The sequence below is a fragment of the Chryseobacterium ginsengisoli genome (genome assembly GCF_039542325.1).
Classification (GTDB): domain Bacteria; phylum Bacteroidota; class Bacteroidia; order Flavobacteriales; family Weeksellaceae; genus Chryseobacterium; species Chryseobacterium ginsengisoli.
The window spans coordinates 1-17,989 of sequence record NZ_BAABHX010000015.1 but is presented as its reverse complement, the minus strand read 5'-3'; the positions used below and the strand labels follow the sequence as shown (position 1 = coordinate 17,989).

The following is a 17,989-nucleotide window of genomic DNA, read 5'->3' as shown; positions in this document are numbered from 1 at the left end:
GTGACGCTTCTTTTCCTATTCCCAATACATCGGGAGGTGGTGATGGCGGTGGCGGAACTCCCGGACCTCAACCTCCGAAAGATCCGTGTACATTGTCTGGAACAGCATTTTACAGAATATCGCAACAGTGTAGTGAAAATGATGATACGGGTATAGATATTAACGATGATCCTTGTGAAGAAATAAAAGCACAGCGAAATGATGCTACTTTTAATAATAACATTGCTAACTTACAGAGCAAAACAACCTTGAAAAAAGAAACGGGATATTTCTAGAAAAATGACGGAGTGTATGGTTATATGGATAATGCTACTGCAACAGATGAGGCAAACCAATTAGCGATGCCGGATCTAAATGCGTATAATTATATAAAAGGGTATATGCATACCCATCCTAATGATTATTATTATACCAATGCGGATGGATTCACAATTCCCAAGATCGGAATAAAAATATTTTCTCCAACAGATGCTATCTATTTTATGAAGATGCTAAAGAATGCAAAATTTACAGGAAAGCCTTTAGGTGGTGTATATGGTGTTATGGTTGCCAGTATGAATAATTATCAGATTCGTTTTACAGGAACATCAGCTCAGATTAAAGAATTTACATTAGAGCAGCAGTTACAATTAGATGATGATTTTGCAGATTATATGAAAAACAAATTAGATACATCTAAAAAATTGGAATTAGGATTTCTATATTTTTTAGAAACCAAAATGAACATAGCTGGTGTAAATTTATACCGAATGAATGCAAATGGAACTACAACAGAAATACACCTAAATGTTGATAAAACAGATACTGTAGAAAATAATTGTCCAATTTAAAAAATACAACACTATGAAATATTTATTATTTATTTTAACAACTTTCTTTATTTCATGTAATGCTCAGACTGTTTCATTAGAGACCGAAGCACAATGTTATGAAAATCCAAATTGTCCTGAATATACTTATGCAAAAGATATTAACAATTCTTTACAAAAATATTTAGGAATATGGAAGGGAAATCTTAATGGAAATCTATATGAAATAAAATTAAGTAATGGTTTGTATGAAGATTTTGGAATTAAAAGAGATCGATTAATAGGAAGATTAAGAATAACAGATTTGTATGGAAATACTATTTACAGCAGTTTTACTGAAAGTGATGATCAAAAAACACATTTTGCTGGTTTAGGTTTTAGTAAAGATTTACAGCATTATATGATGAGATTTTCAGGACCTGGTGTACCTAGTTGTATCAATCGAGGTACAATTTATTTAAATATGAACACAACAGATCTTACCAAGATGAGTTTTATTTATCTGCTCAGTTATGATATTACAAATGGCGAATGTCCAAGCACTTTTGTATCGACCATTCCTCAGAAACAGAGAATCTATCTGACTAAACAATAATGAAATATTTATGTTTAATAATTATGACTTCTTTTATTTCATGTAATGCGCAAACAATAGTACCAATGAATAATTCTTATTGGGATTATCCAGAACCTGCATATTTAAAAGATACAGAAAATTTTTTGAATAAGTTTGTCGGAACATGGAAATACCAAAATGGAAATGAACAGTTTATAATTATTTTAAAGTAAGAAATAATGCACGATTATAAAGGGTTTTATTCTGATATCTTATACGGTGAATATAAGTATACTAACACATCTGGGCAATTATTAATTAATACATTAGACAAAATTGATTATTCTTATACTAGTAAAAGTTATCATAATATAACAGGAGCAACTTTTATTCCCAATAATTTACCTGTAAAGTGTAATGATTGTAATTTAGGGGAATTTAGGGTTGAGAGCAGTTTTAAAGACCCTGAAAGAAAAGGCTTAATTGGTACAGGTGTAATTTTTCGATACATAAATCCGACTACTATTAAAGTATTAATTATAGGATCAAAAGGAAAGGTTTTAGAAAGTGAGACAGGTAATTTGCCTGATCAGTTACGTGTACCTTCTGCAGAATATACAATGACAAAACAGTAAATGGTAAAGATTTGGATATTTAAATAAAATGAATTCTCTTTCTGAGAAAGCTTTGAGAGAATTAAAAAAATACAAACATGAAAAATTCTATCACCATTTTTATGGTATTAATAGGGCTGATTGTAAATGCACAAACTTATACATTCGATTATCAATTAAAAATAGGAAAGAAAAATAAAATGTCTCCTGATAGAAATTTTGAAGGTTATTCTTTAATAATTGATTCAAAAAATCCACAATATGATATCGGGTTACATAATAACTCTTACGGAGCTTTAAGTGATAATGATAAACACATTGCTTATCATTTTAATTATTCTCAAAACAAAAAAATTGAACGTTTTGATTTTAAAAATTATTTAGAGTTTACACCACAAGATGAATTTGAGATTGCTTATATTATTGTTGAGAAAATCGAAGAAAATAAATATTCTATCAAATGTTATAAGGAACAAAATGCTAAACGTCCTATTTTAGATTTAATAGTTTTCTTAAAACCATACGAAGATGATCTAATTCGCTTTTACCATTTGGATTTAAGCCATAATATTCAAACTAAAATCATCAATAGCCTGAAACAAAAACTGAATGGAAATTATATTTTAGAAGAATATACTGCCAACTATAGGAATAGTAACTCACATTACTTTATAGAAAAATTGGATAAAATAAACTTAACATTAAGTATCCCTAACAAATAGAGTAAGAATTATGAGGCAGAAGATTTCTTCTGCCTTTATTTTTAAATTTAAATTTTTCAACTACAAATCAAAATTTTTTCTAAATTTACTTCAGTTAAAAAAGCACATCAATGTCAAAAAATGAAAACGGGCATGCAAAAAATATTGCAAATGCCAATCTATTGTGTTCGCACATCGCAGATTTAGGAGCAAAATACAATCCTAGCAATCCAAAATTATCACTGGCAAATCTTCAGAGCATTTACAACTCCGCTTTTACAAGTCAGGAAGCAGTAAACAATTCTGTAGCGCCATATTCTTTGGCGGTAGACGATCGTGAAAAGCTTTTCGCTCCGATAGGTAAGAAAATTACAAAGCTTCGTAAAATGTATAAAGCAACAGAAGGTGTTACACAGGCTCAGTTGGAAGATTTCATGACCATTGCCAGAAAACTGAAAGGAGTAAGAAAAGTAAAACCTGTAGCAACTACAGATACGGAGGAAGAACAAAAGCAAAACTCCGTTTCACAGATGGGCTATGATTTCAGAACCAACAATTACGATCAGTTGATCTCGCTTCTTCAAAACACGCCAAACTACAATCCCAACGAAGCAGAATATAAGGTAATAACCTTACAGCAGGAGAAAAGTCACATGTTACAGGCAACACAGGCTGTTGCAGATACTTTCATTCCATTAAATGCAGCAAGAAGCTTAAGGAATACTACAATTTACAATTCAGAAGACAATCTTGTGGATATTTTCAATAAAGCGAAAGACTATCTGTTCACCATTTTAGAAAGCAACGCTCCCGAATACAAAGCAATCTCAAGAATAAAATTCAAAAAACGCTAAAAATAAACAGAGCCTATACAATTGTATAGGCTCTGTTATCAAAAAAATATTTTAATTTTTTTGAGGTATTTTAAATTTCCTTTTCAGTTTACTACCCCTTTTTGTCTTCCCGTAGGGATCTAAGCATAGTATTAGAAATTTTAGAAAAAATCTCAACAAAAACGTAAAGAAATTACAGATCTATAGACTCTGTCTGTCATTCTGAATAGAATTTTGCGAAGCATTATGAAATGAAGAATCTTTTTGTTTTTTTAATTTCCTTTTCAGTTTACCACGCCTGTTTGTCTTCCCGTAGGGATCTAAGCATAGTATTAGAAATTCTGGAAAAAAATCTCAACAAAAACGAAAAGAATTTATAGATCCATAGACTCTGTCTGTCATTCTGAATAGAATTTTGCGAAGCATTATGAAATGAAGAATCTTTTTTAGATATTTTATGTTTCTTTTCAGTTAAGTCATTCACCTTTCTAAAAATATCAAAGATATTTCCTAAAATACATAAGACACCGTCCAATGTATATAAAGCTTTGTCCGAAATATATGAGACTTTGTCCAAAATATTTATTGCTTTGTCTAAAGTATATAAGACAATGTCCAGAATATTTGTTGCTTCGTCCCAAATATATGAAGCCTTGTCCAAAGTGTATAAAACAATGTCCGGAGTATTTATTGCTTTGTCTATATTATATAAAGCATCGTCTAAAGTATATGAAGCATCTTCCCGGATATTTCTCCCGTACACAAAATATTTAAGACCTTCACCACAACAGAAATAACACATATGTCATGTCAATAATAAACCATCTTAAAAGATAAATTCATAATTTAGCATCCTTAAACTAAAATGGAAAATATGGTTGCAATTGTTGATAGTGGTTCTACAAAATCAGATTGGGTGATCCTTGATGATTTTAAGAAGATCTTTCTAAAAACAGAAACTATTGGTTTCAACCCAAATTTTATCAACAAAGAATTGATCGTTCCCGAAATTGAAAAAAATACAAGCTTAACGTCTGTTAAAAATTCGATCAAAAGAATTTATTTTTATGGTTCAGGATGTGGAGTTCAGCAAAACTGCGATACGATCATTGAGGAATTGGGTAAAGTATTTACCAACGCAGAAACAATCGTAAAAGAAGATCTTACCGCAGCGGCATATGCAGCTTACAGAGGAAAACCTGCAATTGTCTGTATTTTGGGAACAGGTTCCAATTCATGTTACTTTGACGGTGAAAATATAAAGATTCAGTTACCATCTCTTGGTTTCCTTGTAGGAGACGAAGGAAGCGGAAGCGCAATTGGCAAACAACTGGTGCGTAGATTTTTTATGCAGAAACTTCCCGAAGATCTTTCATCCGAATTTGAGCAAACGTATAAGCTGACCGTAGATGAGGCATTGAAAAACATGTATCACACTTCACGTCCGAATGCATACTTAGCTGATTTCAATAAATTTGTGGTGGAAAGAAAAGACCATCCGTATTTCCAGAAAATGGTTCATGAGGAAATGCTTAATTTCTTCGATTATCAGGTTCTTCCTTATGAAGAATCAAAAGATGCCGAGATCAGTTTCATCGGCTCAATTGCTTATTATTACGAAGATATTTTACGTTCTGCAGCAGCAGAGCTTAACCTAAATGTGGGACAGATCGTACAAAAACCTATCGAAAGTTTAGTAGATTACCACATTCAATATATTTTATAATTAAAAAACAAAATTCTAATATGTCAAACAAAACCCACCGCGACGAAAAGAACTTTAATCAGGCGGCATTAGATTATCATAAAGCCGAACCTAAAGGAAAGATCGAAGTGATCCCTTCAAAACCACACTCATCTCAGAGAGATTTGTCATTGGCGTATTCTCCGGGGGTTGCAGTTCCTTGTATGGAGATCCACGAAAAGCCGGAAACTGTGTACGATTACACAGGAAAAGGAAATCTGGTAGCTGTTATTTCTAACGGTACAGCAGTTCTTGGATTGGGAGATATTGGTGCAGAAGCTTCAAAGCCTGTAATGGAAGGGAAAGGACTTTTGTTCAAAATTTTTGCAGATATCAACGTTTTTGATATTGAGATCAACGAAAAAGATCCGGATAAATTTATCGATATTGTAAAAGGAATCGCCCCAACTTTCGGAGGAATCAACCTTGAAGATATTAAAGCTCCCGAAGCATTTTATATCGAGCAGAGATTAAAAGAGGAATTGGATATTCCTTTGATGCACGACGATCAGCACGGTACGGCGATCATTTCTGCAGCAGCTTTAATTAACTCTCTGAAAATCGCCAACAAAAATATCGAAGAAGTAAAAATGGTAGTGAACGGAGCAGGAGCAGCAGCAATTGCCTGTACCAACCTTTATATTTCTCTTGGCTTAAAAAGAAAAAACGTTTTAATGTGCGACAGTAAAGGTGTTATCAATAACAAAAGAGAAAACCTTACACCGGAAAAAATAGATTTCATTGCCAATACAGATATTGAAACATTGGAAGATGCCGTAAAAGGTTCAGATGTTTTCATCGGATTATCTAAAGGAAATGTAATGACTCCAGAAATGTTGTTAAGCATGAACGAGAATCCTATCGTGTTCGCATTAGCAAATCCAGATCCGGAAATTGCTTATGATTTGGCATTGGAAACTCGTAAAGATGTGATCATGGCAACTGGAAGAAGTGATTATCCTAATCAGGTGAACAACGTTCTTGGTTTCCCTTATATTTTCCGTGGAGCATTGGATGTTCAGGCAAAAGGTATCAATGAAGCAATGAAATTGGCGGCTGTTCATGCGATCGCTGATTTGGCTAAAGAACCTGTTCCTGAAGCTGTAATTTTGGCTTACAATGTTCAGAATTTACAATTTGGAAGAGAATATTTTATTCCGAAACCGTTTGATAACAGATTAATTACTAAAGTTTCAAGCGCAGTGGCAAAAGCTGCCATTGAAAGTGGTGTTGCAAGAAAAACAATTACCGATTTCGACGAATACGAAAACAGTCTTCTTGACAGAATGGGAAGAGACGAGAAGTTGGTAAGAATGATGCAGAGCCGTGCAAAAGCAAATCCGAAGAGAATCACTTTAGGAAATGCTGAAGAATACAACGTTTTGAAAGCTGCACAGATTTTATATGAAGAAGGAATTGCGTATCCAAGTCTTTTAGGAAATAAAAAATACATCCAGGAACAAATGGAACGTTTCGGAATCACGCTTGATGTTCCGATTATTGATCCAAGTGATGATGACCAGAAAGAAAACAGAAAGAAATACAGAGAAACACTTTGGAAACTTCGCCAGAGAAAAGGAATGAACGAATACAAAGCGAAAAGATACGTTCGTCAGAGAGATTATTTCGGTCCGTTGATGTTAAGACATGGTGATACTGACGGATTGATTGTTGGTTTTTCTAAAAATTATACTTCGGTTCTAAGACCGGTTTTGGAAGTTATTGAAAAAGATAAAGGTGTTGATAAAGTAGCAGCAATGATGATGATCTTGTCTGAAAAGAAACCTATTTTCTTTGCAGATACATCCATTAACCAAAATCCTACAGCTGAAGATTTAGTAAATATTGCTAAAATGGCAGAATTCACAGTGAAATCTTTCGCAATCGAACCAAGAATTGCAATGCTTGGATTTGAAAACTTTGCAGCAATTTCCGAAACATCGAAGAAGGTAGCAAAAGCAGTAAGTATTCTTCACGAAAAATATCCGAAAATGGTTGTTGATGGAGAAATCCAGCCGGATTTTGCAATGAATGCAGATCATTTGAGCGATTATCCTTTCTCAAAGCTTGAAACAACTCCTGCAAATACCTTCATTTTCCCGAATCTTGAAAGTGCAAACTTATCTTACAAAATTATCAGAGGAATGAAAGTGGCACAAGTAATCGGGCCAATCTTGATGGGACTGAAACAGCCTGTTCACGTTTTACAGATGCGTTCAAGCGTAGACGAGATTGTAAATTTGGCAACAATCGCTGTTCTTGATGCTCAACGAAGAGAGAAAAAAGATAAGAAATAATAAAAATCTATTCTTAAAGATAAAAAGCGGTACACAATTTCAGTGTATCGCTTTTTTATTACATGTAAAATCGTCCTAATTTCACAATTTTGTGATATTAGGACAGGTAAATAAAAAAATATTAAGTCTTCCTAAATGCCTTTGTATATTGAGTTTTTTAATCGAAAAAGAAGTTGTAAAATAATATTTTTTAGGAAGCATTAAAAAAAACGCATTTACTTTATGAGAAAATAAATACTTTAGGAGGACAAAAAAAATTACTATGAAAAACATTAAAAAACTTTCAAGAGAAAATTTAAGACACATTGTAGGAGGGCTTAACACTAATCCTCAGATATCCCCCGATGGAACTTATTATTGTCTTAGACCTCAAGGGCAGCTGTGTTTAGTCAATGGTTGTTCGCCAATGTGTGTAAATGGAGCATGTCACATAAGTATGTGTCTGGATATAAATCCTTAAAGTATTTTTTACATTGAAAATTTAGAACCTGTCCATTTGGATGGGTTTTTCCATGTTTATTAAATAGATTAAAGTCCAATTTTCTATATTTGATAGTATTAAAATTAATATGATGAGGTTTAATGAAAAAGCAATCATCTTCGATATGGATGGAACTCTTGTAGACAATATCCGTTATCATGAAGATTCCTGGATTGTATTTTTAAATGAATATGGAATTGATATAGATGTGGAAACTTTTGCTCCCCAAAATCATGGAACATTGGATGAAATGATCATTCGCTTTTTCGGAAACGATTTGTCGAAAGAAAGATTGTATGAATTGGGAATTAAAAAAGAAGAAGCTTACCAGAATCTGTATCGTCCGAATATCAAAGAAGTGAATGGTTTAACACCGTTTCTTCAGAAATTAAATCAAAATAATATCAAGATAGGACTTGCGACAATGGGAATTCCCAGAAGTATTGATTTTATTTTAAATGGTTTAAATATCAAAAATTATTTTCATCAAATCACAGGCGGACTTGAAGTCGTCAAAGGAAAGCCAAATCCTGAAATATTTTCAAAAACACTTGAAAAATTACAAATTGATGGCAAAGATGCTATCGCAGTAGAAGATTCAATGGGTGGAATAAAAGCCGCAAAGGATGCCGGTTTGAAAGTTGTAGGAATTACAACAACTCATTCAGCGGAAGAATTATTAGACAACGGTTGTTTTCAAGTAATAAATGATTATTCAAAAATTGAGATTGCTTAGGAATTTTTTAGCTAAGTAATTTCAAAACATACATGATTTTACAAAGACTCCAAATTTTGGAGTCTTTTGTTTTTATGCACAGATGTTAAAATGATAGATAAAAATTAAGTTAAAAATCATTCGCGCGTGAAATGAAAACATTAATTAGTTTAATTTGCTATATTTGGGAGTTTTAAAAATTAATCATGATATTTTCATTACAAGGCATTGTTCAAGAACTTACGCCTACCTACGCAGTAATCAACGTACAAGGAGTTGGTTACTATGTAGGTATTAGTTTGATGACTTCGCAAACACTTACATTAAACAAAGAAACCGTACTTTTTATTCAGCAGATCATTAGAGAAGATGCGCATTTATTGTTTGGATTTAACACTCGTTCAGAAAAAGAGATGTTCAATCTGTTAATAAGCGTTAATGGAGTAGGAGCTGTTTCAGCACTTATTTTATTGTCAACTTTAAGTCTTGAAGAGATTGCTTCAGCGATACTTTCCAAGAATAGCGCACTGATTCAAAAAGCTAAAGGACTCGGTGTAAAAACCGCCGAAAGAATTATCGTAGATCTTAAGGATAAAGTGCAGAAATTCAGTAATCCGGAAGAAAATATTTCTACATTTGTGAATAATAAAATCAAGGATGAAGCGTTATCTGCATTAGAAGTTTTGGGGATTCCAAAGCGAATGAGCGAGAAGCTTGCAGATAAAATAATTAAACAAAATTCCGACGTTTCTGTAGAAGAGTTGGTAAAACAAATTTTAAAAAACATTTAACATTTGGTGGCAAATAATAAGTATCTCAATATATTTCTGTTCCTGTCGTTTTTGCTTGTGTCAGTCAGCACATTTGCACAGAGGCGACCTGCAGCACAGGTGCGTGATACCGCAATTATCAAGAAAGATTATCAGTTGGCAGACCCTACACAATATGAAGCCTATTATGATATAAAAAGCGGGATGTACTTTGTATATCCTAAGGTAGGAAATACAATAACCGGACCACCGACAGCAATGTCTCCTGAAGATTATAAGGAGTTCATGATGGAGGCTCAGACAAAGGCTTATTACAAAGAGAAATCAGACCGATACAGTTTGATGTTCAGAAAAGATAAGACCGATGCGCAGAGAAAAGGTTTGATTCCTTCTTTACAAATTAATAACCGACTTTTCGAAACAATTTTTGGAAGCAATAAGATTGAAATTATTCCTTCAGGATATGCTTCTTTTGACTTTGCCGGATTGTATCAGAAGATCGATAATCCGTTGATTTTACCTCAAAACAGAACGAGTTTTACTTTTGATATTGATCAAAGAATTCAGCTAGGTTTAATTGGAAAAGTGGGTGAAAATCTTCAGCTGAAAGCCAATTATGACACTCAGAGCGGTTTTGCTTTTGAGAATAGAATGAATTTGGTTTGGCAGGCAAAAGGAAGTTGGAAAGATCTGCAGCAGAAAGGGTTACAGGATGTTGATAAACCGAGTGCGGGAGGTGAAGATAAAATCATTAAAAGAGTAGAATTCGGTAACGTAAATATGCCACTTTCAACCAGTTTGATACGTGGTTCTCAATCATTGTTCGGGGTTAAAACAGAGTTTCAGTTGGGTAAAACTTACGGAACAGTTGTGCTTTCCCAACAACAGGGTGAAGCGAGAAATATTACCGTCCAAGGTGGTGGTGTACTGAACAACTTTAAGTTAAATGCAATTGATTATGAAGATAATCAACACTACTTTTTGGGACATTATTTCCTTGATAATTACGATAATGCTTTGTTAAATTATCCTCAGATCAACTCAAAGATCAGCATTACAAGATTGGAAGTTTGGGTTTTGGATCAGGGGAACAGTAATCTTCAGTATCAGAAAAGTATTGTCGGAGTAAGAGATTTGGGGGATGCTCCAGGAGTTCTTCCTAATAACGATCAGACAGGATTTGGCTTATATTCTACAGTAAACGGATTACCTGGGTTAAGAGATGCAAGTACAGCCTATAATGCAATTAAAGGACAAAATCTTCCAGTTGCGTCCGGTACTACAGAGGTTTATCAGGACGGAGAGCATTTCATATTTAATAAAAAAGCAAGAAGATTAAATTCTAACGAATATACATTACAGCCACAGTTAGGTTACATTTCATTAAATCAAAAATTGAATGACAACCAGCTTTTGGGAGTTTCGTTCTCATATACGGTGAATGGAAGCAATCAAGTGTATAAAGTCGGAGAATTCTCGGAGGAAAGTACGGTTTTAATGACCAAACTTTTAAAGCCGAATACTACTGTAAAAACATCCTCTCCAATGTGGAACTTGATGATGAAAAACATCTATTCTCTGGATGCAGGACAGGTAAATCAGGATGGGTTTCTTTTGAACGTTTTATACAGAGATCCACAATCCGGAGGTAAAGTAAATTATCTTCCGGTAGCCAATAATCCGCTGGTAAACAATGTTCCTTTAATTAAATTACTAAACTGGGACAGACTAAATGCCAACGGTGACTTACAGAATAACGGCAGTACAACAGGAGACGGGATTTTTGACTTTGTCAACGGAATTACCATCAGACCGGAAACAGGAAGAGTGATCTTTACAAAAGTTCAGCCTTTTGGTAGCTATATTCAGAATGTGATAGGAAGTAATGATCCTCAATATGTTTTCTCAGACCTTTATAATCAGCAAAAGCAGGTTGCTGTATCAAGTAACTTGGCACAGCGATATACGATTGAAGGACGTTATAAAGGAACTCAGGGACAGGGAATTTCTTTAGGAGCAGTAAATGTTCCTCAAGGTTCAGTAAAAGTTTCTGCAAACGGAGTTCAGTTGACAGAAGGAATCGACTATACCGTTGATTATATGTTGGGAACTGTTACAATCATCAACGATCAGGTAAAGCAATCAGGACAGGCAATTAATATTTCATTAGAAAATCAATTGACATTTAATACTCAGAGAAAAAGATTCTTGGGATTAAACTTAGAAAGAAGATTTAATGAACACTTTATTTTGGGTGGAACTGTTGTTAATTATTCCGAATCGCCGCTTACACAAAAAGTAAATTATGGTCAGGAAGCCGTGAACAATACAATGGCTGGAATCAATTTGATGTACAACAACCAGTTGCCGTTCCTGACAAGATTAACAGATAAAATTCCATTTGTAAATACAGAAGCTCCATCCAATTTAAACTTTAAAATGGAAGGCGCATATCTACTTCCTGGATTAAATAAAGGCATAAACGATCAGTCTTACATTGATGATTTTGAACAGACAACCTCAAAAATTACACTAAAGGAACCGACAGCTTGGAGCTTAGCTTCAAAACCTGAAAAAAACCAGGCTGATCCTCTTTTTCAAGGAGCTGGTAAAAATAATGACAGAACGGAAGGTTACGGAAGAGGTTTGTTGTCATGGTATAATATTGACCCGAGATTTTATGGGGTAGGAGGTAAAGCTCCTGCAGGAATTACACAACAGTCGGTTTCAAACCATGCTTCAAGAAGAGTTTTATTCTCAGAAATTTTTAACAACAGAGATTTCGTAGCAGGTGAACAGACTTATACGAATACCTTTGATATTTCATATTATCCGGCAGAAAAAGGTCCTTATAACTCGAATCCTAATACGGAAAGTACTTCGCAAAGATGGGCAGGTATTATGAGACCTATTAGTGTTTCCAACTTTACAAGCTCAAATATTGAATATGTAGAATTCTGGATGATGGATCCTTATGCGGATGGAAATGCTTTAGGAACAGCTCCGAAACTTTTATTACAGTTAGGTAACGTATCTGAAGATATTTTGAAGGACGGACAAATGCAGTACGAAAATGGTCTACCAACACCTGCAGCTCCATCTACAACTACAAACTCAAACTGGGGAACTCAGCCGAAACAGCCACCTATTTTGTATGCTTTTTCAAGTGAAGGAGCAGATAGAGCAGCACAGGATGTAGGATATGACGGTTTAAGTTCTGACCAGGAAGCTGCCTTATATGGAAATACATTTACCAATCCGGTTACAGGTTTATCCGATCCGGCTGTCGATGATTTCGTATTTTATCTTTCTGATAAATTTACAGGGAATCAGGCTTCATCTCTTGTTCAGAGATATAAGTACTTCAGAGGTCCGGAAGGAAACTCTCAGAGTAATTCTTTGGAAGTGTCTTCACAAAGTCCCGATGCAGAAGATATCAATAAAGACTACAACTTAGATCAAAGTGAAAATTATAATCAATATGAAGTAAACTTAGATCAGGGAAGTTTAGCTTTAGGAACTAATAATATTGTTGACGTAAAGACTGTTGAGGCAACATTCCAAAATCAGCAGAAAGCTAATGTGAAATGGTATTTGTTCAGAATTCCGGTTTCACAGTATGTTACGACTGCGGGAGATGCTGATCCTTCAATTTTAAATAATGTAAGATTTGCAAGATTATTATTAAAAGGTTTCGATCAAACATCAACATTAAGATTCGCGACAATGGATCTTGTGAGATCAGACTGGAGAAAATATCCAAAAAACATTGCTACTACCGGTAATTCTGGAGCGACAGATGAAGGTACTTTAGCGGTTACTAATGGTGATTTTGAAGTTGGAAGTGTTAATATTGAAGAAAATGCATTGAATCAACCTCCTTATGTACTGCCTCCGGGAATAGACAGACAGATTTTAAGCGGTAATGCAGGTGCACAAAGACAGAATGAAGCGTCTTTATATTTAAAAACTACATCTCTTCCTCCTTCTGAAGCGAGAGGGGTATTTAAGAATACTTCTTTAGATATGAGAAGATACAAAAAACTAAAACTTTTTGTACATACTCATGATCCAAAAAACACTGATCTGAATATTGGACAAATTGATCAGAAAACCAAATTTTTCATCCGTATTGGTAGTGATGCAACGGACAACTATTATGAATATGAATCTTCATTAAAGATTACTCCATCGAATGCAACTGCTCCTATGGAAATTTGGCCAATGGAAAATGATGTAGATTTAAATATTCAGGATTTTGTAGATGCTAAAATAAGAAGAGATAAAAATCATCCTTCAGAAATTGTTAAAAGGCTTAAAGATGATGTTTTTGATCCGGGTAATACTTTTAAAAGTCTTTACATCAAAGGTCGACCAAGTTTAGGAAATATAACCACTATTATGATTGGTATCAGAAACGGGTTTGATAGAGGTTCAGGAGCTGCTACTGCAATAGACAGAATCCTTTGGGTAAATGAAATCCGTCTTTCCGAAATTGAAAACGATGGCGGTTATGCAGGAAATGCAAGTTTGAACTTCAACCTTGGAGATTTTGCAACAGTAAATACAGCGGCATCTTATACATCGGTTGGTTTTGGAAGTATTGATTCTAAACCTGCGGAAAGAAGCCAATCTACTCAATCTGCTTTCAGTATTAATACGGCAGTTAATGTAGATAAATTCTTACCGGCGAAAAGCGGTGTCAAGATTCCTGTGAATTATTCATATTCTCAGACTATCGAAGATCCGAAATACAATCCTTTGGATACGGATGTTGAGTTTAATAAGGCTGCGAACAAAGAACAGTTGAAAAAGGTTGCAAGAACGTATACTCAGCAAAGAAGTCTTGGAGTTGTAAATATGCACAAAGAAAGAATGAATCCTAATAGAAAACCAAAATTCTATGATATTGAAAACGTATCGGTGACTGCGGTTTACAATGATGATTTCTACAGAGATATTTATACGAAGAGAAATTACAGACAATATTTGAGAGGATATGTAGATTACAACTACACTTTCAAACCTTGGGTAATTCGTCCTTTCAATAAAATGATCAGCGATACGGCGAAGTCTACGAAATATCTTAAATGGGTAAAAGAATTTAATCTGAATCCAATCCCAACAAGATTCTCTTTCAGAACTGAAGTTGACAGAAACTACAACGAATTAGAGTTTAGAAATATTGATGCAATCCTGAATGGAAATTATAATGACGATTTCGGAGCAATCAGAAACAGAAATTTCTACTTCGGATGGCAGTATGGATTAGGATTTAATTTTACTAAATCTTTAAAATTAGAAATCAACTCTGCAACAAGAACATTGAATGATAATGTAGATGTGAATTCTATGAATAACAATTCAATTTTCGGAAATGTATTCAGAGCGGGTCGACCTGTATTGTACAATCACAGAGTTCAATTGAATTATAAATTACCATTCCAGTATCTTCCGTATTTGGATTTCATTGATGCAGAATTGGGTTATGGATTTACTTATAACTGGAATGCAAGATCAACGGTTCTATTGGCAAGTCCGGACGGAAGTTTAGGTTCAATAGGACAGAATACAAATGTAATTCAGGCTACGGCTACTGCAGACTTTACGAAGTTCTTTGGTCAGTTTAAATATTTCAAAAATATTTCTACAAAACTTCAGAAACGTAAGCAGGAAGTTGATTCATTGAATAACGCTTACACTCAGCAATGGGAGAAAAACAAGTATGCTTATAAAACATATAAGTTTAAAAACAGGTTGACTCCTCTTCAGAGCATGGCGTACCTATTGACATCAATGAAACAATTGGATATTAATTATTCTGAAAATAACGGAACAGTTCTTCCGGGGTTGTTATCAGCTCCAAACTGGTACGGTTACGGACAGACTTTGGGAGGTCCTACAATTGGATTCCTATTCGGTTCTCAAGCGGATATCAGAAGAACGGTAATGGAAAATGGCTGGGTGAGTGATTCAGAATTTATGACCGATCCTTATGTACGAATGTCAACAAGGGAACTGCGTGCGAATTTGCAAATAATGCCGATGAATGATCTTAGAATTGATATCAGTGCATTGCATAATTATAACAGAAACTTTACCCATACAGGATTTAATTACAGAGATCCAAATACAGGAATTGCAAACCCGAATTATACATTTGCTAATGATTTGGTTACATATTCCAATTCGGTTGTTTTATTGAAAACAGCGTTTAAAGATGGAGCTGCAATTTATCAGGCGATTAGAGCAAATGCTCAGGCTTTATCTCAGCAGATGCCAGGAGCTCTTCAGCCGGATGGATTTAAAGATGGATACGGAATTTCAAATGCTTATATTTTGATTCCTGCGTTCAGAGCAGCAGTGGAAGGTAAGACCGTAAAAGAAATGACAAATCCTAAAAAAGCAGGATTGCCAATTCCAAACTGGAAGATTACTTATTCAGGATTAAGAAATGTTCCTATCATTAACGGACAGTTCTCTAAGTTTGATCTTTTACATTCTTATCAGGCGACGTATACTGCAACAGGTATTCAATCAAGTATTGATTATTTTAATACATTGAATTCACTGACAAGTTCTGGAAGAGATATTAATGATGATTATATTAATCCGTTTACTTTCGCTCAGGTTGGATATGTTGAAAACTTCTCACCACTTATCGGAGTAGATATGACGATGAGAAATAATATTCAGTTTGGTATTCAGTACAACAGATTACGAACATTATTATTAGGATTGGTAAATCATACATTAACGGAAGATTCAAACAGTGAATATGTAGTAAGAGTAGGATATATCATTAGAAACTTCAGATTAGGAATGACGAATGTGAGAGGAAGAGGAAAAGCGAAAGGAACCGACCTTAACATCAGGGGAGATTTTTCACTAAGAGACAGTAAGACAAGTATTACAAATATCTTATTGGATGATTCACAGGTTACAGGAGGACAGAGGCTGATGAACATTAAGATCTCCGCAGACTACAATGTTTCGGAAAACTTAAACTTAAGAGTATTCTACGAACAGATGACTTCTAAGTACAAAATCTCAACGGCATTCCCATTGTCAACAATCAGAGCAGGTATTTCTGCAACGTTTACATTCGGAGACTCAGGAGGTTTCTAATTAGAACCAAAATAAATTTAAATGTCCTTCAATTTTTGGAGGACATTTTTTATATCCGATATTTGAACCTTCTAGAATTTTGAATACATTTGTAGAAATAAAAAATTAAAAATGAACACACCATCAGAATTAAAGTACACTAAAGATCACGAATGGATCAAGATTGAAGGTAACGTTGCTACAATCGGTATTACAGACTTCGCACAGGGGGAACTTGGAGATATCGTTTATGTAGATGTAGATACTGTAGATGACGATCTTGAAGGAGGTGCAGTTTTCGGAAGTGTAGAAGCTGTAAAAACAGTTTCAGATCTATTCTTACCTATCGCAGGAAAAGTAATTGAGTTCAATGCAGATTTGGAAGGAGAGCCTGAATTGTTGAATTCAGATCCTTATGGAAACGGATGGATCATTAAATTAGAAATTGCTGAAGGTGCTGATCAGTCAGAATTGCTTACTGCAGAAGAATACCAAGCCATCATTGGATAATATTTCAAAAATATTTAGTAAGATTTTGCCCATTTATTGGGCATTTCTTACTTATATGCTTCTTAAACCGGGGGAAGAAAACCACGAATATTGGTTTATGTTCAGTGGTATCGACAAAGTTTTACACTTGAGCATATTTGCGGCATTAGGTTTCTGTTTTATAGCCGCTTTCCCAAAAATCAAATTCTATTATTTTATTCAGATCATCCTTTTATATGCTTTCCTTACAGAGATTCTACAAGAAGATATGGGACTTGGCAGATCTATGGAAACTCTGGATATTGTCGCAGATACCATTGGTTGTCTTATCGGATACTATGTATATAAGCTGCTTATCAAAAGACTTTTTTAAAATAACCATCTTGCATGGCTCAGTTATGTCATGTCGATGAGGTTAACAAATAATCAATCCCAAAGAATTCTCACAATTTTTTGTCATTTCGACGGAGGAGAAATCCATTATCCACAAGCCAAAGCCTTTTTACTCTAAACCTCTCCAATTTTTCTCAGGAGCTTAATCCCGCTCTCCACTATATCTTTTTTGTTACGTCTTTCGCTTCGCTCCGCCCGCAACCAAAAAGGATGCCGTTCCTATCGGGGCTATGGTGTCTGTACCATATAAAAAATAGTAACTTAAAAAAAACTTTCGTCAATTCCTTAATAAAAACAATCATTTTTTTGTAAACCTGGAATAAATATATACACTCCACGATTCCCCTCCTTTGGAGGGGTGTCCAAAATTCAAAGAATTTTAGACGGGGTGGTTCAAATCGGAATCATCTTTCGAAAGAATCTCTCCAAAATAAACTTTCCTAAAACCACATCCCGAAAACCTGCCATTTTTACATGTCA

13 protein-coding genes and 2 pseudogenes are annotated in these 17,989 nt (G+C 34.4%); 14 read left to right on the top strand and 1 reads right to left on the bottom strand.

The window, feature by feature from the left end:
* From ABD940_RS22690 to ABD940_RS22665, 6 genes and pseudogenes are all read left to right on the top strand, one after another.
* A pseudogene (locus tag ABD940_RS22690) lies at positions 1–275 on the top strand (hypothetical protein); the annotation flags it as partial.
* A 12-nt stretch (positions 276–287) separates the two neighbouring features.
* Positions 288–830, top strand: coding sequence for a hypothetical protein (locus tag ABD940_RS22685; RefSeq protein ID WP_345208835.1), 543 nt, complete (start codon positions 288–290; stop codon positions 828–830).
* Between the two features lie 13 nt (positions 831–843).
* Positions 844–1,404, top strand: a complete 561-nt coding sequence (locus ABD940_RS22680) for a DUF6705 family protein (RefSeq protein WP_345208833.1) — start codon at positions 844–846, stop codon at positions 1,402–1,404.
* Positions 1,404–2,000 (top strand): annotated as a pseudogene (locus ABD940_RS22675) (DUF6705 family protein). The gene ABD940_RS22680 and the pseudogene ABD940_RS22675 overlap by 1 nt, the downstream one beginning before the upstream one ends.
* Before the next feature lie 77 nt (positions 2,001–2,077).
* Positions 2,078–2,701, top strand: a complete 624-nt coding sequence (locus ABD940_RS22670) for a hypothetical protein (RefSeq protein ID WP_345208831.1) — start codon at positions 2,078–2,080, stop codon at positions 2,699–2,701.
* A gap of 110 nt (positions 2,702–2,811) precedes the next feature.
* Positions 2,812–3,534 (top strand): hypothetical protein, encoded by a 723-nt coding sequence (locus tag ABD940_RS22665; protein ID WP_345208829.1) that lies wholly within the window; start codon positions 2,812–2,814, stop codon positions 3,532–3,534.
* Between the two features lie 268 nt (positions 3,535–3,802).
* Here the strand turns inward: ABD940_RS22665 and ABD940_RS22660 are convergent, their stop codons facing one another.
* Positions 3,803–4,315: a hypothetical protein gene (locus ABD940_RS22660; protein ID WP_345208827.1), complete on the bottom strand. Its 513-nt coding sequence runs from the start codon at positions 4,313–4,315 to the stop codon at positions 3,803–3,805.
* A gap of 72 nt (positions 4,316–4,387) precedes the next feature.
* Between ABD940_RS22660 and ABD940_RS22655 the strand changes: the two genes are divergently transcribed.
* From ABD940_RS22655 to ABD940_RS22625, 8 genes are all read left to right on the top strand, one after another.
* Positions 4,388–5,239, top strand: a complete 852-nt coding sequence (locus tag ABD940_RS22655) for an ATPase (RefSeq protein WP_345208825.1) — start codon at positions 4,388–4,390, stop codon at positions 5,237–5,239.
* 20 nt (positions 5,240–5,259) lie between these two features.
* Entirely contained in the window at positions 5,260–7,554 is a 2,295-nt protein-coding gene (locus ABD940_RS22650) for an NADP-dependent malic enzyme (RefSeq protein ID WP_345208823.1), read from the top strand.
* Between the two features lie 262 nt (positions 7,555–7,816).
* Positions 7,817–8,014 (top strand): bacteriocin-like protein, encoded by a 198-nt coding sequence (locus ABD940_RS22930; RefSeq protein ID WP_425550383.1) that lies wholly within the window; start codon positions 7,817–7,819, stop codon positions 8,012–8,014.
* 109 nt (positions 8,015–8,123) lie between these two features.
* Complete coding sequence (locus ABD940_RS22645; RefSeq protein WP_345208821.1) at positions 8,124–8,771, top strand: HAD family hydrolase; 648 nt, start codon at positions 8,124–8,126, stop codon at positions 8,769–8,771.
* A 185-nt stretch (positions 8,772–8,956) separates the two neighbouring features.
* Positions 8,957–9,541, top strand: a complete 585-nt coding sequence (gene ruvA, locus ABD940_RS22640; RefSeq protein ID WP_047401447.1) for a Holliday junction branch migration protein RuvA — start codon at positions 8,957–8,959, stop codon at positions 9,539–9,541.
* Positions 9,542–9,547: 6 nt separating this feature from the next.
* On the top strand, positions 9,548–16,648 hold the full coding sequence (gene sov, locus ABD940_RS22635) for a T9SS outer membrane translocon Sov/SprA (RefSeq protein WP_425550382.1): 7,101 nt from the start codon (positions 9,548–9,550) through the stop codon (positions 16,646–16,648).
* A gap of 111 nt (positions 16,649–16,759) precedes the next feature.
* Positions 16,760–17,137, top strand: coding sequence for a glycine cleavage system protein GcvH (gcvH, locus tag ABD940_RS22630; protein ID WP_345208819.1), 378 nt, complete (start codon positions 16,760–16,762; stop codon positions 17,135–17,137).
* 25 nt (positions 17,138–17,162) lie between these two features.
* On the top strand, positions 17,163–17,489 hold the full coding sequence (locus ABD940_RS22625; RefSeq protein WP_345208816.1) for a VanZ family protein: 327 nt from the start codon (positions 17,163–17,165) through the stop codon (positions 17,487–17,489).
* The last annotated feature ends 500 nt before the right edge of the window (positions 17,490–17,989 follow it).

Excerpts from the sequence above, each read along its gene's own strand:
- ABD940_RS22680 (WP_345208833.1), top strand. The coding sequence starts at position 844 with ATGAAATATTTATTATTTATTTTAACAACTTTCTTTATTTCATGTAAT.
- ABD940_RS22670 (WP_345208831.1), top strand. The coding sequence starts at position 2,078 with ATGAAAAATTCTATCACCATTTTTATGGTATTAATAGGGCTGATTGTA.
- ABD940_RS22665 (WP_345208829.1), top strand. The coding sequence starts at position 2,812 with ATGTCAAAAAATGAAAACGGGCATGCAAAAAATATTGCAAATGCCAAT.
- ABD940_RS22660 (WP_345208827.1), bottom strand. The coding sequence starts at position 4,315 with ATGTGTTATTTCTGTTGTGGTGAAGGTCTTAAATATTTTGTGTACGGG.
- ABD940_RS22655 (WP_345208825.1), top strand. The coding sequence starts at position 4,388 with ATGGTTGCAATTGTTGATAGTGGTTCTACAAAATCAGATTGGGTGATC.
- ABD940_RS22650 (WP_345208823.1), top strand. The coding sequence starts at position 5,260 with ATGTCAAACAAAACCCACCGCGACGAAAAGAACTTTAATCAGGCGGCA.
- ABD940_RS22930 (WP_425550383.1), top strand. The coding sequence starts at position 7,817 with ATGAAAAACATTAAAAAACTTTCAAGAGAAAATTTAAGACACATTGTA.
- ABD940_RS22645 (WP_345208821.1), top strand. The coding sequence starts at position 8,124 with ATGATGAGGTTTAATGAAAAAGCAATCATCTTCGATATGGATGGAACT.
- ruvA (WP_047401447.1), top strand. The coding sequence starts at position 8,957 with ATGATATTTTCATTACAAGGCATTGTTCAAGAACTTACGCCTACCTAC.
- gcvH (WP_345208819.1), top strand. The coding sequence starts at position 16,760 with ATGAACACACCATCAGAATTAAAGTACACTAAAGATCACGAATGGATC.